Raw genomic sequence first — 23,335 nt, forward strand, 5'->3', positions numbered from 1 at the left:
CCTACGTGTCTCAGCGAAGCAGCGGCTCCAGCGCCTTCCATACGTGGTCCCGCAGCTTGGGTTGCGCCGCGGCGACAGGGTGGAGGTTGTCGGCCTGGTAGGCATCGCGGTCCAGCGCGATGGGTTCCAGCAGGAAGGGCAACAGAGCGGTGCCGTACTGCTTCGACAGTGCGCTGTAGTTCTGTTCGAAGCCGCGCGTGTAGTCCGGGCCGTAGTTGGGCGGCATGCGCATGCCGACCAGCAGGACCTTGGCCTTGCCCGCTTGGGCGGCCGCGATCATCTTCGCCAGGTTGGCGCGGGTCTGCGCCAGCGGCAGGCCACGCAGGCCGTCGTTCGCCCCCAGGGCGATGACGACCACGGCCGGACGATGGCGCTGCAGTTCCGCCGCCATGCGGGCCGCACCTCCCGCCGTGGTCTCGCCGCTGATGCTGGCGTTGACGACGCGCCAGCCGGACTTCGTCTTGCCGACGCGATCGGCCGTGAGGGCCACCCAGCCCTGTGCCGGCGCCAGTCCGTATGCGGCCGACAGCGAATCGCCCATCACCAGGATGGTGCGTGCGCTCTTCGCGGGTGCGGCCTTCCCGGCCTGTGCTGCGACGGGCCGTGCGAACAACGCGACGAGCAGAAGCAAGGCCAGGCCCGCGGCCCATTGCATGCGCGTGCGTTTGGCCCCATACCTGTTTGAATTAAGAAACATTTAATCCGCGCTCCCGATGATTCACGAAATGACCGACGAGATGATCATGGCCGACGCCAGCAGACTGCACACTGAAGCCCGCACCACCGCACGCGCCGTCCTCGACGTGCAAGGCTTGGGCAAACACGTGACGCTGCCCGGCGGCGAACTGACGATACTCGACGACATCGGCTTCCGCATCGGCCACGGCGACACCGTCGCGATCGTCGGCGCGTCGGGCTCGGGCAAGAGCACGCTGTTGTCGTTGCTGGCGGGACTGGACGTCCCCAGTGCCGGCACGGTGACGCTGGATGGCGAGCGTATCTCCGATATGGATGAAGATGGTCGTGCACGCGTGCGCGGCGAGAAGGTCGGCTTCGTGTTCCAGAGTTTCCAGCTGCTGCCGTCGCTGACCGCGCTGGAGAACGTCATGCTGCCGCTGGAGTTGCGGGGCGATGCAGACGTGGACGGGCCCGCGCGACAGATTCTCGAGAAGGTCGGCCTGGGCCAGCGCCTGGGCCACTACCCGCGGCAGCTGTCCGGCGGCGAACAGCAGCGCGTCGCGCTCGCGCGCGCGTTCGTCACCCGTCCCTCGCTGCTGTTCGCCGACGAACCCACCGGCAACCTCGACACGCACACTGGCCAGGCGATCATCGAACTGTTGTTCGCGTTGAATGCCGATGCCGGCACCACGTTGATCCTGGTCACGCATGACGATCATTTGGCCGAGCGTTGCCAGCGTTTGCTGCGCCTGGACGCCGGGCGCCTGCAGGGCGAGGCCGCATGAAGACGCTGGCGCTGGCCTGGCGCCAGTTGCTCCGCGACCTGGTGGCGGGCGATATCCGCATCCTGTTCGCCGCGCTGGTGCTGGCCGTCGTCGCGGTGACGTCGGTGGGCTTCGTCACCGATCGCGCGGAGCGTGCGCTCGCCATCGAGGCGAACCGCCTGCTGGGAGGCGACGTGGTCGTGCGTGGCGACACGCCACCGACGGACGCGCTGCGCGCGCTGGCGAACGCCCCCGGCCTGCGCGTGACCGAGACGCAGGAGATGCAGAGCATGGTGCGCGCGGGCGAATCGCTGTCGCTCGGCGACCTGCGTGCACTGGGCGACGGCTTCCCGCTGCGCGGCAGCTTCCGCATCGTCGAACGTGCCGGCGCCGTCGAGCGCGATGCGGTGGGCGTTCCCGCGCCCGGCACGGTGTGGATCAGCCAGGCCGGCGCCGAAACGCTGGGGGCGAAACCGGGCGATGCGATCGGCATCGGCACGCGCACGCTGACCCTGGCCGCGCTGGTGACGCAGGAGCCCGATGCGGCGCTGGACTATTTCAACGTCGCGCCGAAAGTCTTCCTCAACCTCGACGACCTGCCGTCCACCGGCCTCGTCCAGGAGGGTAGTCGCCTGCGCTATCGCCTGGTGGTGGCCGGCGATGCCGCTGCGGTCGAAACCTTCACCGCAAAGGTCAAGCCGCAGCTCGCGCGCGGCCAGCGGATGGAGACCATCCAGGACGCGCGCCCGGAAGTGCGCTCCGCGCTCGACCGCGCCAGCCGCTTCCTGGGATTGGCCGCTCTGGTCTCCGTGGTCCTCGCCGCCGTCGCGGTGGCGATGGCCGCGCGTCGTCATAGCGAGCGCCATCTCTCCGGCACCGCGGTGATGCGTTGCCTCGGCGCACAGCAGCGCACGCTGGTCGGCATCCATGTCGGCGAACTGGTGCTGCTGGGCCTGGCCGCGTGCACGGTGGGCGTGCTGATCGCCTTCGGCCTGCAGTGGGGTATCGGCAGCTGGCTGAAGCAATCGTTGAAGATCGACATCCCACCGGCAGGGCTGTTGCCTGCGGTGCAGGGGTATGGCGTGGGCATGATCGTGCTGCTCGCGTTCGGCGCGCCGCCGGTACTGGCGCTGCGGCGCGTGCCCGCGCTGCGCGTGCTGCGTCGCGACCTGGACCGCGCGGAGCCCAGCGCATGGCTGGTCGCGCTGACGGGCTTCGTCGGCCTGGGCGCGCTGTTGTGGTGGAAGGCCGGCTCGCCGACGCTCGGCACCGCGATGCTGGTGGGCATCGTCGGCACGCTCGCCGTGCTTGCCCTGCTGGCGTGGCTGCTGATCCTGCTGGTGCGCCGCCTGCGCTCGCGGTTGCGCGGCAGCCTGCGCTACGGGCTGGCCAACGTCAGCCGTCGCGCGGGCACGTCGATCGCGCAGGTATCCGCGCTGGGCCTCGGCCTGATGGCGCTGCTGCTGCTGACCTTCGTGCGCACCGACCTGCTCGATCGCTGGCAGCTCGCGTTGTCGGCCAATGCGCCCAACCGCTTCATCATCAACGTCCAGCCGGACCAGGTCGATCCGGTGAAGACCTTCATGCAGGCGCGCGGCCTGTCAGCGGTGGACCTGTATCCGATGATCCGTGGCCGCCTGGTCGAACTGAACGGCAAACCGAGCAGCGGTGCGGACTATGAAGAGGCCGACGAGCGCACGCAGCGACGTGCCGAGCGCGAGTTCAATCTGTCGATGGCCGCGACGTTGCGCGACGACAACAAGGTGACCGCGGGCGAATTCTGGACCGGCCGCACGCCGTCGTCGCCGGAACTGTCGGTGGAAGAGGATTTCGCCGACGCACTGGGCTGGAAGCTGGGTGATCGCGTCGCCTTCGATATCGCGGGCCAACGCTTCGAGGGACGCGTCACCAGCCTTCGCAGCGTGGACTGGGAGAGCTTCCGTCCGAATTTCTTCGTCGTCGCTTCGCCGGGCTCGCTCGATGGCTACTCGGCCAGCTACATCACCGCGGTCAGCGTGCCGACCGGCGATACCGCTTTCACGCGCGAGCTGGTGGGACAGTTCCCGAATCTCTCGGTGATCGACGTGGAGGCGGTGCTGAAGCAGGTGCGCAGCACGGCCGAGCAGGTCTCGCAGGTGGTGCAGGTGGTGTTCTGGTTCTCGCTGGCGGCGGGCCTGCTGGTGCTGATGGCCGCGGTGAGCGCCAGCCAGGACGAACGGCTGCTGGAAGGCGGGGTGATGCGCGTGCTCGGCGGCAGCCGTCGCCAGCTGCGCCTTGCGCAGGCCTCGGAGTTCGCTGCCATCGGCCTGTTGGCGGGTCTGGTCGCCGCCATCGCGGCCTCGATCTTGTCCGGTGTGGTCGCCACGCAGGTGTTCGACCTGCCGTGGAAGGCCAACTGGCAGCTGGCCGCCATCGGCGGCGGGCTGGGCATGCTGGCGGCGTTGGGCGCGGGCCTGTTCGCCACGCGCAAGGTGCTGGATGCGCCGCCGTCGGTGACGTTGCGCGAGCTGCAGGGCTGAAGCGTCTGGCTGGTGTGGGAGCGACGTAAGTCGCGATGGGTCACCGGTAACGCTTCATCGCCACTTACGTCGCTCCCACAAGAACGGTCGAAAAAGAAGGGGCGAGCCGAAGCTCACCCCTTGATGCACACCACCTGGCGCAGCGTGTGGACGACCTCCACCAGGTCGCTCTGCGCCGACATCACCGCGTCGATGTCCTTGTAGGCCGCCGGTGATTCGTCGATCACGCCGGCGTCCTTGCGGCATTCGACGTGCGCCGTCGCCTCGCGGTGCTGCGACAGGGTGATCTGCTGGCGCGCCGCGGTACGGCTCAGCACGCGGCCGGCCCCGTGGCTGCAGCTGTGGAAGCTGTCCGCGTTGCCCTTGCCGCGCACGATGAAGCTCTTCGCGCCCATGCTGCCGGGGATGATCCCCAGCTCGCCTGCGCGCGCGCTCACCGCGCCTTTGCGGGTCACCAGCAGGTCCACGCCGCCGTGCGTTTCCTTCTGCACGTAGTTGTGGTGGCAGTTCACCGCCATCTTCTCCAACTGGAACTTCGGCAGGCGGTGGCGCATCTCCGCCAGTACGCGCGACATCATCGCTTCGCGGTTCTCGCGGGCGTAGTCCTGTGCCCACGAGACCGCTTCCACGTAGTCGTCGAACAAGGGCTCGCCTTCCATGAAGAAGGCCAAGTCCTTGTCCGGCAGGTGGAACCCCAGCACACGGTGCGCCAGGTGCTCGCGCGCCCGCTCGATGAAGTAGTTGCCGATCAGGTTGCCGGTGCCGCGCGAACCGCTGTGCAGCATCACCCACACCGCGTCGGCCTCGTCCAGGCAGATCTCGATGAAGTGGTTGCCGCCGCCCAGCGTGCCGATCTGGCGATCCAGCTTGTCGGTACGGATCTTGCGGTGCTTCTGCTTGATCGCCTCCAGGCGTGGTTCCAGTCCCGACTGCGTGATACGCGTGCGGATGCTGTCCGGCAGTTTCCAGTGTTCGCCGCCACGCCCGTTGCCGACCGGCACGCTGCGCTCGATGCTCGAACGCAGTTGCGCCAGGTTGTCCGGCAAGTCCTTCGCGCGCAGCGTGGTCCGCACCGCGGCCATGCCGCAGCCGATGTCCACGCCGACCGCCGCCGGAATGATGGCGCCGCGCGTCGGGATGACCGAGCCCACGGTCGCGCCCTTGCCCAGGTGCACGTCGGGCATCACCGCGACCCACGGGCCGACGAAGGGGACGGCCGCGATGTTCCGCAGCTGCTCGTGGGCGCCCTGGTCCAGGGGCACGCCGCGCACCCAGCCCTTGATCGGCGTGGTGCTGCCCTCGGCGTGCAGCAGTTCAAACGTAGTGCTCATGTTCCTTTTCCTTTCGTCCGCGAGCGTCGGCGCCCCGGACGGATCTTCTTCATTGCGTGTTGTGGAGCCGATGCACGCGCAGCTCGCGTGTACCGAGCTGTCGCTTGTGGCGCGCATAAACCTCGTCGCTGCCATAGAGCGCGCGGTCGCCCTGGACGACGTGCCGCCCTGCGCCGCGATGGCCGTAGGCCACGACGGTGCAGCTTCGCACCACGTCGGTGACGCCTCGGCCACGACCGGCGGGCGGGATCAAGGCCAACTCGACCTCGTACCAGATGCCCTGCAGGCGGTGCAGCTGATGCAGCGGCCCCAGATCGATGCGGTCCGGCGTCTGCTCGAGCATCGACCACGTTACCCGTTCCTGCCGACGCAGCTGCTCGCGTTCGCGATTGCGGCGCAGCAGTCCCGTCGCGGGATCCACGTAGAGCTTCGGTGCCCAGCGGTCGGCCAACGGCGTCGGCCGCCCCCAGCCCTTGAGCCAGTGCAACCGGCCATCGATGATCGACAGCCGCATCGCCACGAAATCGGCCAGGTGCTGGTGGATGTGCTGCTGCACGGTGCTTCGCCGATCGATGCCGGCACAGATCTCCGAATACACCTTGTCCCAGGGCTTGCCGACCTGTCCGTGCAGGTAGCGTTCCAGCGGTCGCAGATTCTCGTTGAGCCATTTCCGGTGCTGGTGGCGCCAGCGCAGGCTTTCCTGCATCGGCGCGCCCTCATCGTTGGCATGCGGCGCACGCTCGCGGGCGTAACTTCCTCCGCGTCGCGGCCGCTCCACGATGACCTTGAACATGTCGTTGCGCATGTGTCGTCCTTTCATCCTTGTGGACCGCGACGGCCGCGTCCATGCGGCCGCCACGGTTTGCTACTTCAATGTCACCAATTGCTTCAGCACGCCATCCAGGCCGCCGAACACGGTGAGCTTGTCGATCTTCTCGGTGACCTTCTCCAGGGCCTCGAGCTCCTTCAGGCGCATCAGCACCGGTGACTCATCGATCAGCTTCGCGGTGTTGAGCAGGGAACGCGTGGCGTTCGCCTCCTCGCGGCGGCGGATCACGTTGGCTTGTGCCGTCTTCTCCGCCTGCACCACCCCGTTGAGGATCTCCTTCATCTCGCCCGGCAGGATCACGTCCTTCACGCCCACGCCCAGCACCTCGACGCCGAGCCCGGCCATCTGGCCGCGCACGTAGGCGAAGATGTCGGCGTCCAGCGAGGCCTTGTCGCCCAGCAGCTCGTCCAGCGTCTTGGCGGAGACCGCCTTGCGTAGGCCGTACTGCAGCTCGCGGTAGACGAAGTCGCCGACCTTCGCGACCTTGGTGCGCGCTGCCACCACGTCGGTGACGCGGGTGCTGGCGGCCAGGTTCACGCGCAGGCTGACCTTGTCGCGGGTCAGGAGCTCCTGGCCCGAGACCTCGATCGCCTGCACGCGCAGGTCGACGATGTCCACGACCACGTTCTTCTGGAAATTCCAGAAGGCGTAGCTGCCCGGGGCGAGCGTGCGATCGAGCTTGCCGTCGATGAACACCAGGCCGGCGAACTCCGCCGGCACATCAGCCACCACGGCCAGCTTCGACAACGCGCCCAGCTGGCGCAGGCGTCGCGCGACGGCGACGTCCACGTCCGGCGTGGCGAGCGCCACCGCCTGCACTTCGACCTTCACCAGGCCGATCCAGTACAGACGCCGCGTGCCGGGCGGCAGCACGTCTTCCAGCTTGCCGTTCTTCAGCACCAGGCCCACCTCGTCCACGCCGATGTCGGCGAGGACGAAGGTGTCGCCCAAACGCTCGCCGAGGCGCGCGATCAGCGCGTCGACGTCGTTGCCGGCGTATTCCGGCGCTGCGATGTTGAAGGTGCGCACCTCGATCCGACCTATCGGGTCGAACCAGCGGTACACGCCGGGCGCGAGCAGCTGCTCGAACCGACGGTTGCGATACACCAGGCCGCGCTCGCCGTCACCGATCACGACCCTCTTGGTCCAGAACATGGCGTTGTTCTCCTTGTTGGCTCTGGTGGTTCGATCCGGATTCAAAGGATCGCCGCAGTGGATCGAATCCCGCGACGAAGGGTGCCCATCGCGATTCGCGATCGGCGGAAGAAGGTGGAAACGCCCCTGGACGGCGGCGATGCGGGCGATCGGCGCTGTCGGCGGAAGCATCGCAACGAGGGCGCGGTCCGTGGACCGCATCGAACGCTGCACGCTTCCGCGTCGAGGGCGCGGTGCCGGCTCCGTCCCCGCTGCGTGCGTCGCCAGACCGCAATCCATCGCGGAGGGACGACACGCCGCACGGGGCGTTTCCTGGGCGGGACGTGCGTCCCTGATTCCAGATTTACAGTCTGGTGTTGGAGCGGGAGTCGAACCCGCGACCGTCGGATTAATAGTCCGATGCTCTACCCATCTGAGCTATCCAGTGGTGGACGAACCGGATTCGAACCGGTGGCCAACGGCATGCGCCGCTGCTCTGCCTCTGAGCTTCCGTCCGCTCGAGGAACACCGTCTCCCACGCTTCGGCATACGCCACGGCAGCGCCGCGCGCACCGGACGGGACGCTAGCCCGTACCGCTGTAGCGTGTTCGATCGATGTTCCCCATTGCCGGCTGTCGCCAACCGGCAATCCGTTCGGGCGCGACGCGCCCTTGTGGGTGTTCTCTCCACGTGCAGCCCGCGTCGGGGCATCACGACGCAGCGCACATGCGCCAGTCGCAGCCGCGCCCCTGCATCGGGGCGCGCACGCGCGCTACCCGGATGCCCCAGGGCGGAAAGGAACTTCCGTGGTGGAAAGAAACGAACCTCGATGCATGCGCATCCTCCGCGAACGCTGAAAACAAAACGCCCCCGGGTACGGCGACCCGAGGGCGTTCGCGTTCCTCGGGAGATCGGGGTGGCCGATCTCCCAGGGAGTCAGCCGGATGTCAGAAGTCCAGGTGCCGTGCGCGTTCGATATCGCGCAGGTCGCTGCCGTTCGCACGCAGCGCCAGGCCGCAGCGCGATGGCTGCAGGGCGGGCTTGCTGTCGAAGGAATAGGCGGGCTTCATGGGAAGAATTCGATTGATGAAAAAACGGCCACGTGGCCGACGGGCGCGCACGATACGCCGCTTGTTCGCGATGCGCAACACTTTTTTTATTTTATTTTCGAAGCCCGACCGACGGTGGTGGAATCGGTCGCGAGTGGCTGCCGTTAGAATGACGCCTCATTCCCTGCCTGCGCGTCGCATCGTGGCCTCTCCCTTCTCCGATCCCGCTCTCGATGCCCTGATGCTGCCCTTCGCGCAGGGCGTACTCACTTGGCCGTCCGGGCCGGTGCTGTTCCTGCGCGCGCGCGATGGCGCCGCGTTGCGCCAGTTCCCGCTGTCGCAGCTGGTATGCGAACAGAGTTTCCGTCCCGACGCCGAACTGCTGGAACGCGCCGGCCTGCGCGTCGTCGCCGATGCAGCAGCCGAGCAGGCACGCTACGCCCTGGTATTGGTGTTGCCACCGCGCCAGCGCGAAGAGGCGCGCGCGTTGCTTGCGCGCGCCGTGCAGCTGGCGGGGCCCGACGGCGTCGTCGTCGCCGCGATGACCAACAACGAGGGCGCCAAATCGGGCGAAACCGACCTGAAGCAACTCGCGGGACTGGCGGGCACGCTGACCAAGTTCCATTGCCGCACGTTCTGGACGCGCAAGCGCGCGGACAGCGTCGACGACGCGTTGCTCGCGCAATGGTCGGCGCTGGACGCGCCGCGCCGGATCGAGAGTGGCCGCTACCTCAGCCGTCCGGGCGTGTTCGCCTGGAACCGGATCGATCCGGCCTCCGCGCTGCTGGTCGAATGCCTGCCGACGGATATCGCCGGACACGGCGCCGACCTGGGCGCGGGATGGGGATTCCTGTCGCTGTCGCTGCTGGCGCGAAATCCCGGCATCACCGCGCTCGATCTGTACGAGGCCGAGGCACGCGCGTTGTCGCTGGCCAAGGAGAACCTCGCGGATACCGGTGCGAGCGCAACGCTCGATTTCCACTGGCACGACGTCACGGCGGGATTGCCGCAGCGCTACGACTTCATCGTCAGCAATCCGCCGTTCCACACGCAGAGCCGTGCGGACCGTCCGGACATCGGCCAGCGCTTCATCACTGCCGCGGCCGCCGCGCTCAAGCCGGGCGGGCGCCTGTGGCTGGTGGCCAACCGCCACCTGCCGTACGAGCAGACCTTGAACGAGCGCTTCGGCGAGGTGCGGGTGGCGGGCGAACGCGATGGTTTCAAGGTCATCGCCGCGGTAAAGGCAAGGCGGTGAGCGCATGAAAATCGTCAAGCACATTGCCAACCTCGGCTATGGCAGCCGCAAGGACGTGCAATGGATGTTCCGCGAAGGCCGCATTACCGACGCCGCGGGCGAGGTGCTGTATGCCGATGATCCGGTCGACCACGACGCCATCCGCGTGGATGGCGAGCCGCTCGACCCTGCACCGGGCGTCGCGATCCTGCTGCACAAGCCGGTGGGCTACACCTGCTCGACCAAGGACACCGGGCGCGTCGTCTACGACCTGTTCCCGCCCCGGTTCCGCGAACGCTCGCCGGTGCTGTCCACGGTGGGGCGCCTGGATCGCGAGACCAGTGGCCTGCTGCTGCTCACCGACGACGGTGGCCTGCTGCACCGGATCATCTCGCCCAAGGCCAACCTGCCCAAGGTCTACGACGCGACGCTGGCGCAGGACCTGCGCGGCGACGAAGGCGCGCTCTTCGCCAGCGGCACGCTGATGCTGGAATCGGAGCAAACACCGCTTGCGCCGGCCCGCCTGCACGTCATCGATCCGCGCCATGCGCAGCTGACGCTCACCGAGGGCCGTTACCACCAGGTGCGCCGCATGTTCGCCGCCGTCGGCAACCACGTCGACGCGTTGCATCGCAGCCGCATCGGCGGACTGACGCTGGACGATCTTGCGCCGGGCCAGTGGCGCGTGCTCGCCGAGGAGGACCTGCGCCGACTCTTCGAGGCCGGCGCGTGAATCCTCCATCGCTGCCCTTCGCGCCGGCCGCGGTGATCTTCGACATGGACGGGCTGATGCTGGACAGCGAGCGCGCCATCATCGCGTGCCTGGCGGAGGCGGCGCGCGAGCGCGGCCACGACCTGCCCGAGCTGTTGTGGTTGTCGATGGTCGGCCATAGCGAAGCCGTCTGCCGCCACCTGCTGGACGAAGCGGTCGGCGAAGCGGAGCGCGAACAGATCCTGCAACGCTCGCACGTGCTGTACGACGCCGTCGTCGCGGCCGGCGTGCCGCACCGTCCCGGAATCCTGGCGATGCTGAATTTCCTCGACGCCCGTGGCATTCCGCGCGCGGTCGCCACGTCCACGCGACGACCGCTCGCGCTACGCAAGCTGGAAGCGGCCGGCCTGCTGTCGCGCTTCGACGCCATCTGCACCAGCAGCGATGTCGAACATCCCAAGCCTGCGCCCGACGTCTACCTGCTCGCGGCGCGCGCGCTCGGCGTGGATCCCGCGCGTTGCCTGGTATTGGAGGATTCGCCGACCGGCGTGCGCGCCGCGCTCGCCGCGGGCATGCACCCTATCCAGATCCCCGACCTGCTAGAGCCGGACGACACCGTCCGTGCGCTGGGCCACACGATCCTGCCGTCGCTGGACGATGCGCGACTGTTGCTGGAGCAGCGGTTGGCGACACCTCTGCGCGCCTGATGTGGGAGCGACGTAAGTCGCGAGGCTTTCTCGTGGAACGCCGATACGCCGGCGAGCGGTTCTCCGATGGTGATCGACATCGTGCTTGCCATGCTCACCTTCTTCCACAGGAGGTGAGCGATGTCGGGTTACTCGGAGCTGAGAAAGGGCCGCTCTTCTATGGCTGGCCAGGCCTACATGGTGACTTTCACGACGGCGGATCGCCGCCCGCTCTTCCTCCATCCGGAGCGCGCCATGGATGCCTGCCGCGCGATGACCTGCCCGCGGCTGTGGTATCGCTCAAGGCTGTTGTGCTGGGTGCTGATGCCGGACCATTGGCATGGCGTGATCGAACTGGGTGCGCTGGACAGCCTGTCAACGACGGTGCAGCGATTGAAAACCAACAGTAGCCGGATCATCCGCCTGCATCACCCCGGGTCGGGCATCGTGTGGGAGAGGGGATTCCACGACCACGCACTACGCAGCGAGCGCTCGATCCTTGCTGCGGGACGCTACCTCGTGGCCAACCCCATGCGCGCTGGACTGGCGCGAAGTGTCTCCGAGTATGCGTGGTGGGATGCGGTCTGGCTTTGATCGGTGTTATGCGGCTGAAGGAGAAGCATCGCGACTTACGTCGCTCCCACACCAAGCATCACGGGCGGCTTCGTCACTCAGAAAACAGCTTCGCCCAGCCCGCATGTCCCAGCGCATCCAGCGTCTTCACGTTGCGCTCGACGATGATGTCGGGGTCCGGGAAGGCTTCCACCGCACGATCGATGCTGGCTTCGCGTAGCAGGTGCAGGGTGGGGTAGGGCGAACGGTTGGTGTAGTTGCTGATGTCGTCCGGCATCGTGCCGGCGAACTGGTAATCCGGATGGAAGCTGGCGACCTGGATGACGCCTTGCAGATCGAGCGCCTCGACGGCCGCATCGGCATTGTCGAGGAAGTCGTTGTAGTCCAGGAAATCCGTCAGTACGTCCGGGTGCACGATCAGCGTGGTGTCGACCTGCTCGGGATCGGTGTCGCGCAACAGCACCAGTTCTTCCGCCAGTTCTTCGAGTAAGGCTTCCGGCGTACTGGCATCGCTCAGCACGAAGCGCACCTGCTGTTTCACGTACACCGCCTTGGCGAACGGGCACAGGTTCAGCCCGATCACGGCTCGCTCCACCCAGCGACGCGTGGCGTCGATGGGGTCGTTTGCTGCGCCCGCCGTGGCCGTCGTATCAGTCACGGAAGTTGTCGAACTGCAGCGGCAGCTCGAATTCGGTCTTCTTCAGCAGCGCGATGACGTCCTGCAGGTCGTCGCGCTTCTTGCCGGTGACGCGCAGCTTGTCGCCGTTGATCTGTGCTTCGACCTTCAGCTTGGCGTCCTTGATCGTGGTGACGATCTTCTTCGCCAGCTTCTGCTCGATGCCTTGCTTGACGGTGATCTTCTGGCGCGCGCCGGCCAGGTTGGTTTCCACATCGCCGAACTCCAGGCAACGGGCGTCGATCTGGCGCGCGATCAGGCGCGCGCGCAGGATGTCGGTCATCTGCTTGAGCTGGAAATCGCTGGGCGCGGACTGGGTGATCAGCTTCTCTTCCAGCACGAACTTGGCGTCCACGCCCTTGAAGTCGAAACGGGTGGAGAGTTCGCGGTTGGCCTGGTCCACGGCGTTGGTGAGCTCGTGGACGTTGACTTCGGAGACGACGTCGAAGGAGGGCATGGGGGGAATCCTGTTACCGGGCGCGGAATTCTACCGTGCGCCGGGAAGCGGGATCGCGTCGGTCGAGGGCGGCGCGCTGGCGGGACGTCGCCGCCCCACAAGGCGGCGCACCGTTTCGCACAGCAACAGCGGGACGATCCAGCTGCACCAGAGCAGGGTCGCGATCAGGATCGGCGACGGCACGAGTCCGCCGGCAATGGCGAGGGGCAGCGACAGGCGGAAGACGATCGGCGCCAGCGTCACCGCGTAGTTGCGGACCATCCAGCGGCGGTGCCGGTCCACGAGGCCGTGGCGGATGGCGATCAGGCCGGTCAGTCCCGTGGTCAGCCAGGCCAGGGCGGTCGCGGAGAACGCGAGACGGATGGAGAACGGAGCCGGCGAGGTGGCGATCAGACCGATGGCGCCGGTCGCGGCGACCAGCATGCCGGCCAGATAGAGGCGGCCGGTGACGCGATGCAGGCGCAGACGGCGCTGGCGCCACTGGGTCAGGAACTGCACCGGTCCGAGCAACACCGTGGTGAGACCGCCGGCCAGGTGCATCCACAGCCAGCCCCGCCGCGTCATGAACATGCCATAGGCGGCCGAATCGAGATGCCGGTACTTGCCATAGGCGGCGACCAGGAACTCGATGCTGGCAAGCCCGAGCAATAGCCACAGCACGGCCCAGGCCAGGCGCACGGCAAGCCGCGAGCGGGGCGATGCAGGGGTGCCTGGAGCGATCGCTGTCATGGGCCTGCCTGCATGGATGGACGCGCGCAGGGTAGCGCACGCGCGGCGGAACGTGGCCAAGGAAGGCGATAATGACGCATGACCACCGCCCGTTCCTCGCTTACGTCCGCCGTCCTGCTGATGCTCGCCGCGGTGCTGCTGTTCGCGCTGATGGATGCCGGTCTGAAGCTGCTCTCTGCGCAGTACCCGCCGCTGCAGGTCGCGGCGTTGCGCGGGCTGTCGTCGCTGCCGCTGGTGGCGATCTGGGTGCTGGCGACCGTGCCGGCCGCTTCGCTGTTGCGTGTGCACTGGCCGCTGCACTTGCTGCGCGGCGTGCTGGGCATCGCGATGATGGCCGGGTTCGTGTACGGCTTGCGCACCATGCCCTTGTCCACGGCCTATGCGATCACCTTCGTGGCGCCGCTGCTGGTCACCGCGATGGCGGGGCCGCTGTTGAAGGAGCGGGTGGGGGCGGGGCGCTGGATCGCGATCGTCATCGGTCTGGTCGGCGTGCTGGTGATCCTGCGGCCGACCGGCGAAGGCATGCTGACCGCCGGCGGATTGGCCATTCTCGTCGCGGCCATCTGCTATGCGCTGGGCGCGGTCACCGTGCGCATGCTCGCGCAACGCGACAGCACGCAGGCGCTGGTGTTCTGGTTCGTCGTGCTGCTTTCGCTCGGGGCGTCGTTGCTGGCGCTGCCCGCATGGAAGCCGCTGCAGGCCTCGCACGGCTGGATCATCGCCGGGGTGGGCGTGTCCGGTTCGCTGGCGCAGGTCGCGCTGACCGAAGCTTTCCGCCGCGGCGAGGCGTCGTTGATCGCGCCGCTCGAATACACCGCGCTGATCTGGGGCGTGATCCTGGATGTCACGCTGTGGTCGGTGCTACCCGATGGCGTGACCTGGATCGGCGCCGGCATCATCGTCGCCAGCGGCTTGTATCTGCTGCGCCGGGAGAAGGTGCACGTGGAAACCGAGCATCCCTGATGCCGTGTGTTTTTCGGGCATGATGCGGCCATGCCCATCGTGCTCGCCCTGCTCATCCTGTTCCTGTTGCTCGCACTGTGGGTGGTGGCCCTGCCGCTGACCCTGTGGCAGCGCTATCGCTATGGGCGTGCACGCCGGATGGCGCGCGACTGGTTGCTGGCGCTCAACGCGTGGAGTCTGTTGATATCAGTGGCGATCTTCATCGCGGTCAGTGCGGTGGGTTTGTTCTGGTGGCCGGACAGCTTGCGCGGCGCCGGGTTTGGGCTGGCGATCGGCGCGCTGCTGGGTCTGCTCGGCGTCTGGCTCACCCGCTGGGATGTCGCGCCGCAAGGCGTGTTCTACCAACCCAATGCGTGGCTGTCCCTGCTATTGGTGGCGATCGTGGCGGGGCGCATCGTGCTCGGGTTTGTGCAGATGTGGCAGTACTGGCAGGCCGGCGAGATCGCCCCGACGCATGCGCTGCTGAGCGGCCATGGCAGTCTGCTTGCCGTGGCCGGCGTGCTGCTGGGCCACTATCTGGTCTACGCGTGGGGCGTGAAGTGGCGCGTGGCGCGCCTGCGCCGCCTGCAGGGGCGCGGTGGCCGCTGAAATGAAAAGGCGGCGGGCCCGGAAGCCCGCCGCCGTATCGACGCGATGGAGCGATGGATCAGAAGCGCGCGCCGATACCCACACCCACGACCCACGGGTCGATCGTCAGTTCTTCGCCGGTGCCCTCGCCAGCGACGCGAACGCCCGCGTCGCCCTTCAAATAGCGGGCATCCGCACGGGCGAACCAGGTCTGGTTGATGTTGAAGTCCACGCCCGCGGTCGCGATGGCGCCCTTGGCGGTCTCCAAGCCCACATGCGCATCGTCGGTGCCGATGCTCTCGTTGCTGAAGTTGGACTCGTAGTAGCCCAGGCCCACGAAGGGGCGCATCACCTTGTCGGGCGCACCGAAGTGGTACTGGCCGCTCAACGCGATCGGCTGCTGGTCGACAGTACCGATCTTGCCGGCGCCATCGGCCTTCACGCGATGGTTGAACTTGTCGGCCGCGCCCCACAGTTCCACCGCGATATTGTCGGTGGCGTACCAGCTGGCGCTGATCACCGGCGCGACGTCGCCATCGATCTTCAGGCCCGGGGCCGGGTCGTGGTCGGGCTTCAGGATGGCGGCACCACCGACCACGGCAAAACGCTTACCGCTGGTCGAGGAAGACGATGCGGTGTCGGTCGAATTTTCCTGTGCGAACGCGGCCGGGACAGCCATCAGCGAAGCAAGGGCGATCGTGAGAGTACGGATCGAAGTCATGCGGCGAATCTCCTGTTGTGTTCTTATCGCCACCGATGAAGCAATGCGGAGCACGTGCGGCATCGGAGGCGTGGGCACCGTAACCAGCCACGCATGAACGCCATCCGCCCTTCGACGTGAACCAAACGCAACGTCGGCAATATCCAGCGCAGGTTCATCGGCTTTTCACCGCACTTCGACACGAGGCATCGATGCGAGGGGCTCGCGCGTATGCGGATTCCGCATGACGCGGCGTCACGGCTGCGCTAATGTCGCGCCGGAGAGGAGGCGCCCATGGCCAGCAGCAAGGCGAAGACGGTGGAGGAGTACCTCGCGGAACTGCCCGAGGATCGCCGCACGGTGATCGCTTCGGTCCGCGACCTGGTCAATCGGCACCTCCCCGACGGCTACGTCGAGGCGATGAGCTGGGGCATGATCGCGTGGGAGGTGCCGCTGTCGCGCTATCCGACCACCTACAACAAGCAGCCGTTGCCGTACGTGGCGCTCGCCGCGCAGAAGCAGTACTACGCGCTCTACCTGACGGTGTGCTACGCGAACTCCGCGCAGGACGTGGTACTGCGCAACGCCTACGCGGACGCCGGCATGAAGCTGGACATGGGCAAGAGCTGCCTGCGCTTCAAGAAACCGGACGACCTGCTGCCCGAGGTGATCGGCCGCGTGATCGCTTCGACGCCGGTGGACACGCTTATTGCACAATACGAAGCCAGCCGCGCACGGACGTGACCCGCATGCCCCCTGCCAAACGCAAGCGCCGTACCGGCACCGCCACGACGGCGCTGCCGTCGCCCGGCGACCACCTGACCATGGCGGACCTGGCGAAGGTGGCTGGCGTATCGGCGATCACCGTCTCGCGCGCGCTCCGCGACAGCCCGCTGGTGAACGCGGAAACGCGCGCCCGCGTGCGCGAGGTCGCGCAACAGTACGGCTATTCGTTCAATGTCAGCGCGCGCAACCTCAAGCTCCGCCGCAGCATGACGGTCGCGGTGGTGGTGGAAATGAAGCCTACCGTCGAACGGCAGATGTCCGGTCCGTATCCGCTTGACCTGCTGGGCGGCATCACCCAGGAACTGACCTCCACCGGTTACAGCGTGCTGCTGACCTCGCTGCAGGGCGGTTCGCTGCCGAACGTGCAGGCCGCGGACGGCGTGATCCTGCTCGGCCAGGGCGCGCACGAGGACGCGATGCACGAAGTGCAGCGCTGGGGCCGGCCGATGGTGGTGTGGGGTGCGGTCAGCCGGCACGAATCGCAGGTCGTGGTCGGCAGCGACAATCGCCGCGGCGGTGCATTGGCGGCGGAGCGTTTCATCGCGCTCGGTCGCAGTCGCCCCGCGTTCCTCGGCGATCCGGCCCACGGCGAGTTCGCCGAACGCCTCGAAGGTTTCAGCGCCGCGTTGGCGCGCCATGGCATCGCGCCGATCGCGCCGACCGTCACCAGTTTCACCGTCGGCGCGGGCGCGGATGCGGTACACGCACTGCTGCAGGCACATCCCCAAGTGGACGCGCTGTTCGCCGCCAGCGATCTGTTGGCCATCGGCGCGATCCGCGCCTTGATCGAGCGTGGGCGGCGGGTACCCGAGGACGTCTCGGTGATCGGCTATGACGACTCCCCGCTGGGCGCGACCTACGTGCCGCCGCTGACCTCGGTGCACCAGAACTTCATCGATGCCGGCGTGCTGCTGGCCCGCAAGGTGCGCGCCCTGATCGAGGGCGACGAGGCGGTGTCCGAGACGCTGCCGACCCATCTGGTCGTCCGCACGACCTGAGCGCATTGTGCTGCTGCATCGCAGCGGCTACCCGGTGGACATCCGGGCGCGTCGATTCGCGTTTAAACTCACCTAAATCATTGAATAAAAAGGCTTCTGTCTGCGTCCCTGCCTCGGCGTTAGCAGTACCCCGGGCTTTTGGAGGCTTCTTTGACATCGATAACTTGACATCGATAACAACGACTTCTAGCGTGCCCCCGCCCGTGGCCCCGCCACGGCCGGTAACAGGTGAGCACGAGGATGTCGGTGGAACAGAAGCTGGCGCACACATCGGGTCAGGGCACGGCGGCCGAAAGCCGGTCCGATCCCTGGCGGCTCACCCAACGGGCGTTCGACGCCGAACGCGCGGCGCGCGATGAAACCCTGTTCGCCCTCGCCAACGGCACGCTGGGTGTGCGCGGTGCGCTGGAGGAAGACGACAGCCCCAGTGATGGCACGTTCCTGTCGAGCGTGTTCGAGCAGAACCCCATCCACTACCACGAGCGTTTCCCCGGCTTCACCCGCAGCACCGACACGCGGGTGCCGGTCGCCGAGGGCAAGCACCTCCGGCTGCAACTCGGCGACATGCCGCTGCGCCTGCAGGAAGCGGAGTGGCTCGACTTCGAGCGCACGCTGGATCTTGCCGCCGGGGCGCTCGACCGCCGCCTGCGCCTGAAAACCGCGCAGGGGCATACGCTCGAGATCCGCGCGCGCCGCGTGGTGCCGTTGGCCGAGCGCGCATTGCTCGCCATCCGGTTCGAAGTGGCGTCCATCGACTATGCGGGCCCACTGACGCTGTGTTCATCGATCGAGACCGGACGGCAGGCCGTCGAACAGGGCGATGATCCCCGCATCGGCGTGCACGGCGGCAAAGAGCTGCACGTCGCGGACGAGCATGCCGATGCCGAAGGCGCCCGGCTGACGCAGCGCACCCATCACAGCGGCGTCGCCCTAGTGTGCGCACAGCAGCATCGGCTGTCGCCGGGCTTGGCGTTCACCGTGGCGCAGGCGGGCGATGGCCGCGTGGAGCAGCGCTTCGGCGCGACGCTGACGCCAGGCGCGTCCGTGGTGATCGAGAAGTACGTCGCTTACGACGATGGCAATGGCCAGGCGCAGGACAGCGTGGACGCCGTGCTGGCGCGCGCGTCGCGCGACGGTTTCGACAGCATCGCGGCCGCGCAGGCCGACGCCCTGCATGCGTTCTGGCAGCGTGCCGGCTTGTCGGTAGAGGGCGATGCCGCGGCGGAACTCGCGCTGCGCTTCAACCTGTTCCACCTGCTGCAGTCGGCCGGACGCGACGGCATCAACGGCACGGCCGCCAAGGGCATCACGGGCGAAGGCTATGAAGGCCACTGCTTCTGGGATACCGAAGCTTTCGTGTTGCCGGTCATGGCGTTCACCGCGCCGGACGTGGCGCGCGCGATGCTGATGTACCGCTTCCGCACGCTGGACGGCGCACGCGACACCGCCCGCGCGATGAATCATTCCCGCGGTGCGCTGTACCCCTGGCGCACCATCGCCGGCCGCGAATGTTCCGCGCACTATCCCAGCGGCTCGGCGGCGTACCACATCAATGCCGCCATCGCCTACGGGATCGGGCTTTATCTCGACGCCAGCGATGATCTCGACTTCCTCAGCGAGGCTGGCGCCGAGATTCTTTTCGAGACCGCGCGCATCTGGCCGCAGGCCGGCCATTTCAATCCGCGGCTCGACGGTGCGTTCTGCATCCACGAGGTCACGGGACCTGACGAATACACCACGCTGGTCAACAACAACTGGTACACCAACCGCATGGCGCAGCGGCACCTGCAGCGCGCCGTCGCGGCCTGGGCCCGCCTGTCGGCGGATCGCCCCGACGCACTGCGCGCCCTCGCCAGTCGCATCGGGCTCGAGGCCGATGAAGTCGCGCTCTGGCAGCGCGCCGCCGACGCGATGCACTTGCCGGTGGACGAAGCGCTCGGGATCCATCCGCAGGACGACGATTTCCTCGCCAAGCCGCGTTGGCCGTTTCCCAAGCGCGAAGGGCCGCATCGCCCGCTGTTGCTCGATTACCACCCGCTCACCCTGTATCGCCACCAGGTCTGCAAGCAGGCCGACGTGGTGATGGCGATGGTGCTGGCTGGCGATGGCGTCGACCTGGGCGCGAAGCGCCGCGACTTCGATTACTACGACGCCGTCACCACCCACGACTCCACGTTGTCGGCGCCGGTCTACGGCATCCTGGCCAGCGAAGTCGGCCAAGAAGGCAAGGCCTGGGACTACTTCGACGCCAGCCTGCGCGTGGACCTGGACGACCTGCACGGCAACACCGACCACGGCGTGCACATGGCGGCGATGGCCGGCAGCTGGTTGGGGCTGGTGCAGGGTTTCGGCGGCTTGCGCATCGTCGCGGGCCGGCTGCAGTTCGCCCCCACCTTGCCGCAGGCCTGGAAGGGTTACGGCTTCAACCTCCGCTGGCGCGGCTGCGCGCTGCGCGTGGATGTGGACGCGCGCGGTGCCCGCTATCGCCTCGATGAAGGCGACGCGTTGGCGTTCGGCCACGCCGGCAGCGAAGTGATACTGAAGGCTGGGCGCGAAGTCGCGCTGCCGCTCGCCATGCCATCGCCACCGAAGCTGGCGCTGCCCCGCGCTTGCGACGCGCTGATCTTCGATCTCGACGGCGTGCTGACCGATACCGCGCACACGCATTACCGGGCATGGAAGCGGCTGGCCGACGAGATCGGCGTGCCGTTCGACCTGCAGGTCAACGAGCGCCTGAAGGGCGTGGACCGGATGGCGTCGCTGGAGATCATCCTCGAGCGCGCCACGCGAAGCTATTCCAACGACGAGAAGCGCGCGCTGGCCGATACGAAGAACGGCTACTACGTGCAGGAGATCGCGCACGTCGGTCCGCAGGATCTGTTCGACGGCGTGAGCGAGGCGCTGGATGCGGCGCGCGCGGCGGGTCTGAAGCTCGGCCTGGCGTCGGCGAGCCGTAATGCGCCGACGCTGCTGCAGAAGCTGGGCATCGCGGACCGCTTCGACTACATCGCCGATGCCGGACGCATCGTTCGCGCCAAGCCCGATCCGGCCATCTTCCTCGACGTCGCCGCCGCTCTAGGTGTGCCGGCGCACCGCTGTATTGGCGTGGAAGACGCCGCGGCCGGCATCGAAGCCATCCATGCGGCGGGCATGGCCGCGATCGGCATCGGCGACGCGCGCGCGTTGCGCCATGCCGACGCTGTCATCCCGCACATCAACGCGTTTGACCTGAGGACGTTCGTATCGCCTTGACCGCACGTGGCCACAGAAGCCGCGGTGGTGGGTGCCACTACCACAACACGCTGTACCTGGAGGGAGAGACCATGCAGTACCGCAAGCCGCACCTGATCCGTTACGCCCTGTCCGCCGCCATCGCCGCAGCGTTGACGCCTGCCGTCGTCCTGGCGCAGAACGCTGCGCCCGCCGAGAAATCGAGCGACGCCACCACGCTGGATGCCGTCGTGGTATCCGGCTCCGCCGCTGGCGGCGTGCGCAAGCTGGAGGCCAGCTTCAACATCGTCACCGCCAACGCCGAGCAGATCAAACAGGCCAATCCGAAGAGCACCGCCGACCTGCTGAAGATCTCGCCCGGCATGTGGCCGGAATCCACCGGTGGCCAGACCGGCGCCAACATCGAGATCGCTGGTTTCCCCGGTGGCGGCGATGCGCCGTACTTCTCCACGCTGCTGATGGGTTCGCCGATCTACGGCATGCCTACGCTGTCGTTCTTCGAGACCACGTCCATGTTCCGCCTGGACGACACGATCGAATCCGTCGAAATCCTGCAAGGCGGTCCCTCGGTGGTGTTCGCCGACGGCCAGATGGGCGCGAGCGCGAACTTCTTCCTGAAGACCGGCACTGACGAGCCTTCCGGCAGTGTCGGCCTGACCTACGGTAGCGAAGGACTGTGGAGATTGGACGGCTTCTCCGGCTTCAAGGTCTCCGAGAACTGGTACGGCAGCATCGGCGGTTTCTGGCGCGAGTCGGACGGCGTGCGCGATCCGGGCTTCAAGGCCGACAAAGGCGGACAGCTGACCGGCACGCTCTCACGCGATTTCGACAACGGACGCCTGACGCTGTACGCGCGCTACCTCAACGACAAGAACCAGTTCATCACGCCGATTCCGCTGATCCAGCGTGGTCGAGACGACTTCAGTGCGTACCCGGGCTTCGACCCGCTGGAGGACACCTACTACAGCCAGGCGATCCGGCATGTGCGCCTGCCGAACTACCCGGGTGGACCGGTCGACGCGGATCTGGCCAACGGCCGCGGCGCCGACGTGGTGTTCGCCGGCGGCAACTTCGACTACTCGTTCGGCAACGGCTGGTCGATCAGCGACAAGTTCCTGTTCACCCAAGGCGACATGGACACCAACGCGCTGTTTTCGGGCAACAATCCGGCGACGTTGCAGGACATGCTCTACACGGCGGGCACACCAGGCGGCTTCCAGCTGCCGGCGGGCTCGGCCACGGCCACCTACGTGGGGGGCGGTGCGGTTCCGCTGACGCAGAGCGTGATCCAGCAGGGCTGGTGGTACATCCACAAGGAACTGAAGGCGTTCAACAACGACTTCCGCCTAAGCAAGGACCTGTTCGAGGGCAACACGCTGACGATCGGCCTGTACGTCAACCACTACTCGATGAGCGACAAGTGGTCCCTCGGCAATCAGATGCTGATGACCAACGAGCCCAACGCCACGCCGATCACCGTCAGCTACGTCAATGGCGGACAGACCTACCAGCGCACCGACAGCCAGGGCTTCGCCGACTTCGGCGGTTACCACATCGCGCAGAACGGCAGCGCCACCAACCTGGCGCTGTACCTCTCGGATTCGTGGCGCGTCGGCCAGTGGTTGTTCGACCTGTCCGGTCGTCTGGAGAACCAGGATGCGACCAGCAACGTCTGCAACCGCTCCTCATCCGGTGCCGGCGGTCTGGACGGCAATCCGAACACGCTGTACGACAACAATGTGGAAGTCTGCAACGGCACGTTCGCACGCAATACATACAAGAAGAGCCATCCCGCGTTCACCGCCGGCGCCAACTATTCGTTCACGGACCACATGTCGGCCTACGGTCGGGTCAATACCGGTGGCCACTTCCTTGACTTCGACAACGGCATCCGCGGCACGACCAACGGCAACTACCCGCCGATGCAGAAGATCCGCAACTACGAGGTGGGCTTCAAGTACCAGTCGCCGCTGCTTTATGCGGATATCAGCGCGTACCGCCGGGTATTCAGCGGCCTTCAGTACCAGCCGACCGACGGCTTGGGTACGCCCATCGGCGCGCCGGCCATCTATGGTTCCGAGTCCGTTGGCGTGAACTTCATCGGCGCGCTGACTCCCACCGATGCGCTGCGCCTGCAGCTGGTGGCGAACTATCTGGATGGTGAATACACCGACTACGACGCCTGCGTTCCGTATACCGACATCAACGGCAATCAGAATTGCGCGACGATCGAAGGTCAGCAGCTGCAGCGCCAACCGAAGTTCCGCGCCATGTTCACGCCGAGCTACCGCTTCGATGCCAGTTGGGGCGACGTGACGCCTTACATCACCTACACCTATGTCGGCGATCACACCCAGGACCAGTCGGGCCTGCAGCAGCTGGGTTCGTACCACACCCTGGATTTCGGCGTGACCGCGAACGTCGGCCAGAACTGGCAGTTCAACCTGCGCGGCACCAACATGACCAACGAGCTGGGCCTGACCGAGAGCAACTCGCGCATCTTCGGCTCGGCGACCACAGCGGGCGGCGTACTGCTGGCGCGTCCTTTGGAAGGACGTGAGGTCAACCTGCAGGCCAAGTACAGCTGGTAAGCGCGGCAGGGGGACGCCTCTCTCCTCTCCCGGGAGGCGTCCCACGGAGGGCCGCGCCGCATCGGTGGCGTGGCGCGCCGTGGAGGTTCCGTTGCCGCGTCCGCGGTGACACAGTGATGTGCGCATCC

At 67.1% G+C, this 23,335-nt stretch carries 21 protein-coding genes and 1 tRNA gene; 12 read left to right on the forward strand and 10 right to left on the reverse strand.

Going from position 1 to position 23,335, the window contains the following annotated elements; genetic code table 11:
• Positions 1-10: 10 nt before the first annotated feature.
• A complete protein-coding gene (locus tag BM365_RS12130) occupies positions 11-655 on the reverse strand; it encodes an arylesterase (RefSeq protein WP_093489829.1) in 645 nt (214 codons plus the stop codon).
• A 70-nt stretch (positions 656-725) separates the two neighbouring features.
• Between BM365_RS12130 and BM365_RS12135 the strand changes: the two genes are divergently transcribed.
• Positions 726-1,463 carry an ABC transporter ATP-binding protein gene (locus tag BM365_RS12135; RefSeq protein WP_233210801.1) on the forward strand — a complete coding sequence of 246 codons (738 nt, stop codon included), beginning with the start codon at positions 726-728 and terminating at the stop codon, positions 1,461-1,463.
• On the forward strand, positions 1,460-3,961 hold the full coding sequence (locus BM365_RS12140) for an ABC transporter permease (protein WP_093489830.1): 2,502 nt from the start codon (positions 1,460-1,462) through the stop codon (positions 3,959-3,961). Before BM365_RS12135 ends, BM365_RS12140 begins: the two co-directional genes overlap by 4 nt.
• A gap of 113 nt (positions 3,962-4,074) precedes the next feature.
• Here the strand turns inward: BM365_RS12140 and BM365_RS12145 are convergent, their stop codons facing one another.
• The 5 genes from BM365_RS12145 to BM365_RS18260 form a co-directional block, all read right to left on the reverse strand.
• Positions 4,075-5,292, reverse strand: coding sequence for an RtcB family protein (locus BM365_RS12145; protein ID WP_093489831.1), 1,218 nt, complete (start codon positions 5,290-5,292; stop codon positions 4,075-4,077).
• Positions 5,293-5,341: 49 nt separating this feature from the next.
• Positions 5,342-6,097, reverse strand: a complete 756-nt coding sequence (locus tag BM365_RS12150) for a hypothetical protein (RefSeq protein WP_093489832.1) — start codon at positions 6,095-6,097, stop codon at positions 5,342-5,344.
• A 60-nt stretch (positions 6,098-6,157) separates the two neighbouring features.
• Positions 6,158-7,276: a slipin family protein gene (locus BM365_RS12155; RefSeq protein ID WP_093490759.1), complete on the reverse strand. Its 1,119-nt coding sequence runs from the start codon at positions 7,274-7,276 to the stop codon at positions 6,158-6,160.
• A 425-nt stretch (positions 7,277-7,701) separates the two neighbouring features.
• Positions 7,702-7,771, reverse strand: a tRNA-OTHER gene (locus tag BM365_RS12165).
• A gap of 431 nt (positions 7,772-8,202) precedes the next feature.
• Complete coding sequence (locus BM365_RS18260; RefSeq protein ID WP_255412318.1) at positions 8,203-8,325, reverse strand: hypothetical protein; 123 nt, start codon at positions 8,323-8,325, stop codon at positions 8,203-8,205.
• Positions 8,326-8,473: 148 nt separating this feature from the next.
• Between BM365_RS18260 and BM365_RS12170 the strand changes: the two genes are divergently transcribed.
• From BM365_RS12170 to BM365_RS12185, 4 genes are all read left to right on the forward strand, one after another.
• The gene (locus BM365_RS12170) at positions 8,474-9,559 is read left to right on the forward strand and encodes a class I SAM-dependent methyltransferase (protein ID WP_093489833.1); all 1,086 of its coding nucleotides are present in this window, start codon (positions 8,474-8,476) and stop codon (positions 9,557-9,559) included.
• A gap of 4 nt (positions 9,560-9,563) precedes the next feature.
• On the forward strand, positions 9,564-10,271 hold the full coding sequence (locus tag BM365_RS12175; RefSeq protein WP_093489834.1) for a pseudouridine synthase: 708 nt from the start codon (positions 9,564-9,566) through the stop codon (positions 10,269-10,271).
• The gene (locus BM365_RS12180) at positions 10,268-10,957 is read left to right on the forward strand and encodes an HAD family hydrolase (protein ID WP_255412319.1); all 690 of its coding nucleotides are present in this window, start codon (positions 10,268-10,270) and stop codon (positions 10,955-10,957) included. The genes BM365_RS12175 and BM365_RS12180 overlap by 4 nt, the downstream gene beginning before the upstream one ends.
• A gap of 120 nt (positions 10,958-11,077) precedes the next feature.
• Positions 11,078-11,530 carry an REP-associated tyrosine transposase gene (locus BM365_RS12185; RefSeq protein ID WP_093489835.1) on the forward strand — a complete coding sequence of 151 codons (453 nt, stop codon included), beginning with the start codon at positions 11,078-11,080 and terminating at the stop codon, positions 11,528-11,530.
• A 73-nt stretch (positions 11,531-11,603) separates the two neighbouring features.
• Here BM365_RS12185 and BM365_RS12190 read toward each other — a convergent pair whose 3' ends face one another.
• The 3 genes from BM365_RS12190 to BM365_RS12200 are packed head-to-tail and all read right to left on the reverse strand — an operon-like array spanning position 11,604 to position 13,371.
• Positions 11,604-12,167 carry a DUF1415 domain-containing protein gene (locus tag BM365_RS12190; RefSeq protein ID WP_093489836.1) on the reverse strand — a complete coding sequence of 188 codons (564 nt, stop codon included), beginning with the start codon at positions 12,165-12,167 and terminating at the stop codon, positions 11,604-11,606.
• Positions 12,160-12,642 (reverse strand): YajQ family cyclic di-GMP-binding protein, encoded by a 483-nt coding sequence (locus tag BM365_RS12195; RefSeq protein WP_093489837.1) that lies wholly within the window; start codon positions 12,640-12,642, stop codon positions 12,160-12,162. Before BM365_RS12195 ends, BM365_RS12190 begins: the two co-directional genes overlap by 8 nt.
• 30 nt (positions 12,643-12,672) lie before the next feature.
• Positions 12,673-13,371 (reverse strand): DUF2306 domain-containing protein, encoded by a 699-nt coding sequence (locus BM365_RS12200; RefSeq protein WP_093489838.1) that lies wholly within the window; start codon positions 13,369-13,371, stop codon positions 12,673-12,675.
• Between the two features lie 78 nt (positions 13,372-13,449).
• Here BM365_RS12200 and BM365_RS12205 point away from each other — a divergent pair, with 78 nt between their 5' ends.
• Entirely contained in the window at positions 13,450-14,334 is an 885-nt protein-coding gene (locus tag BM365_RS12205; RefSeq protein WP_093489839.1) for a DMT family transporter, read from the forward strand.
• A gap of 30 nt (positions 14,335-14,364) precedes the next feature.
• Positions 14,365-14,922 carry a hypothetical protein gene (locus tag BM365_RS12210; RefSeq protein WP_093489840.1) on the forward strand — a complete coding sequence of 186 codons (558 nt, stop codon included), beginning with the start codon at positions 14,365-14,367 and terminating at the stop codon, positions 14,920-14,922.
• Positions 14,923-14,980: 58 nt separating this feature from the next.
• Here the strand turns inward: BM365_RS12210 and BM365_RS12215 are convergent, their stop codons facing one another.
• Positions 14,981-15,622: an OmpW/AlkL family protein gene (locus tag BM365_RS12215; RefSeq protein ID WP_093489841.1), complete on the reverse strand. Its 642-nt coding sequence runs from the start codon at positions 15,620-15,622 to the stop codon at positions 14,981-14,983.
• 273 nt (positions 15,623-15,895) lie between these two features.
• On the opposite strand from BM365_RS12215, the gene BM365_RS12220 reads away from it, so the two are divergent.
• From BM365_RS12220 to BM365_RS12235, 4 genes are all read left to right on the forward strand, one after another.
• Positions 15,896-16,345, forward strand: coding sequence for a DUF1801 domain-containing protein (locus BM365_RS12220; RefSeq protein ID WP_093489842.1), 450 nt, complete (start codon positions 15,896-15,898; stop codon positions 16,343-16,345).
• 5 nt (positions 16,346-16,350) lie between these two features.
• Positions 16,351-17,385 (forward strand): LacI family DNA-binding transcriptional regulator, encoded by a 1,035-nt coding sequence (locus BM365_RS12225; protein WP_343124177.1) that lies wholly within the window; start codon positions 16,351-16,353, stop codon positions 17,383-17,385.
• A 240-nt stretch (positions 17,386-17,625) separates the two neighbouring features.
• Positions 17,626-20,637 carry a beta-phosphoglucomutase gene (pgmB, locus tag BM365_RS12230; protein WP_093489843.1) on the forward strand — a complete coding sequence of 1,004 codons (3,012 nt, stop codon included), beginning with the start codon at positions 17,626-17,628 and terminating at the stop codon, positions 20,635-20,637.
• 71 nt (positions 20,638-20,708) lie between these two features.
• Positions 20,709-23,207 carry a TonB-dependent receptor gene (locus tag BM365_RS12235; RefSeq protein ID WP_093489844.1) on the forward strand — a complete coding sequence of 833 codons (2,499 nt, stop codon included), beginning with the start codon at positions 20,709-20,711 and terminating at the stop codon, positions 23,205-23,207.
• The last annotated feature ends 128 nt before the right edge of the window (positions 23,208-23,335 follow it).

The sequence above is a fragment of the Pseudoxanthomonas sp. YR558 genome (assembly GCF_900116385.1).
GTDB lineage: Bacteria > Pseudomonadota > Gammaproteobacteria > Xanthomonadales > Xanthomonadaceae > Pseudoxanthomonas_A.

What these genes read in the sequence shown, in the direction of transcription:
- BM365_RS12185 (WP_093489835.1), top strand. Translation starts at nt 11,078, where the DNA reads ATGTCGGGTTACTCGGAGCTGAGAAAGGGCCGCTCTTCTATGGCTGGC.
- BM365_RS12195 (WP_093489837.1), bottom strand. Translation starts at nt 12,642, where the DNA reads ATGCCCTCCTTCGACGTCGTCTCCGAAGTCAACGTCCACGAGCTCACC.
- BM365_RS12210 (WP_093489840.1), top strand. Translation starts at nt 14,365, where the DNA reads ATGCCCATCGTGCTCGCCCTGCTCATCCTGTTCCTGTTGCTCGCACTG.
- pgmB (WP_093489843.1), top strand. Translation starts at nt 17,626, where the DNA reads ATGTCGGTGGAACAGAAGCTGGCGCACACATCGGGTCAGGGCACGGCG.
- BM365_RS12170 (WP_093489833.1), top strand. Translation starts at nt 8,474, where the DNA reads ATGACGCCTCATTCCCTGCCTGCGCGTCGCATCGTGGCCTCTCCCTTC.
- BM365_RS12130 (WP_093489829.1), bottom strand. Translation starts at nt 655, where the DNA reads ATGCAATGGGCCGCGGGCCTGGCCTTGCTTCTGCTCGTCGCGTTGTTC.
- BM365_RS12145 (WP_093489831.1), bottom strand. Translation starts at nt 5,292, where the DNA reads ATGAGCACTACGTTTGAACTGCTGCACGCCGAGGGCAGCACCACGCCG.
- BM365_RS12200 (WP_093489838.1), bottom strand. Translation starts at nt 13,371, where the DNA reads ATGACAGCGATCGCTCCAGGCACCCCTGCATCGCCCCGCTCGCGGCTT.
- BM365_RS12155 (WP_093490759.1), bottom strand. Translation starts at nt 7,276, where the DNA reads ATGTTCTGGACCAAGAGGGTCGTGATCGGTGACGGCGAGCGCGGCCTG.
- BM365_RS18260 (WP_255412318.1), bottom strand. Translation starts at nt 8,325, where the DNA reads ATGAAGCCCGCCTATTCCTTCGACAGCAAGCCCGCCCTGCAGCCATCG.
- BM365_RS12140 (WP_093489830.1), top strand. Translation starts at nt 1,460, where the DNA reads ATGAAGACGCTGGCGCTGGCCTGGCGCCAGTTGCTCCGCGACCTGGTG.
- BM365_RS12205 (WP_093489839.1), top strand. Translation starts at nt 13,450, where the DNA reads ATGACCACCGCCCGTTCCTCGCTTACGTCCGCCGTCCTGCTGATGCTC.
- BM365_RS12225 (WP_343124177.1), top strand. Translation starts at nt 16,351, where the DNA reads ATGCCCCCTGCCAAACGCAAGCGCCGTACCGGCACCGCCACGACGGCG.
- BM365_RS12215 (WP_093489841.1), bottom strand. Translation starts at nt 15,622, where the DNA reads ATGACTTCGATCCGTACTCTCACGATCGCCCTTGCTTCGCTGATGGCT.
- BM365_RS12150 (WP_093489832.1), bottom strand. Translation starts at nt 6,097, where the DNA reads ATGCGCAACGACATGTTCAAGGTCATCGTGGAGCGGCCGCGACGCGGA.
- BM365_RS12175 (WP_093489834.1), top strand. Translation starts at nt 9,564, where the DNA reads ATGAAAATCGTCAAGCACATTGCCAACCTCGGCTATGGCAGCCGCAAG.
- BM365_RS12135 (WP_233210801.1), top strand. Translation starts at nt 726, where the DNA reads ATGACCGACGAGATGATCATGGCCGACGCCAGCAGACTGCACACTGAA.
- BM365_RS12235 (WP_093489844.1), top strand. Translation starts at nt 20,709, where the DNA reads ATGCAGTACCGCAAGCCGCACCTGATCCGTTACGCCCTGTCCGCCGCC.
- BM365_RS12220 (WP_093489842.1), top strand. Translation starts at nt 15,896, where the DNA reads ATGGCCAGCAGCAAGGCGAAGACGGTGGAGGAGTACCTCGCGGAACTG.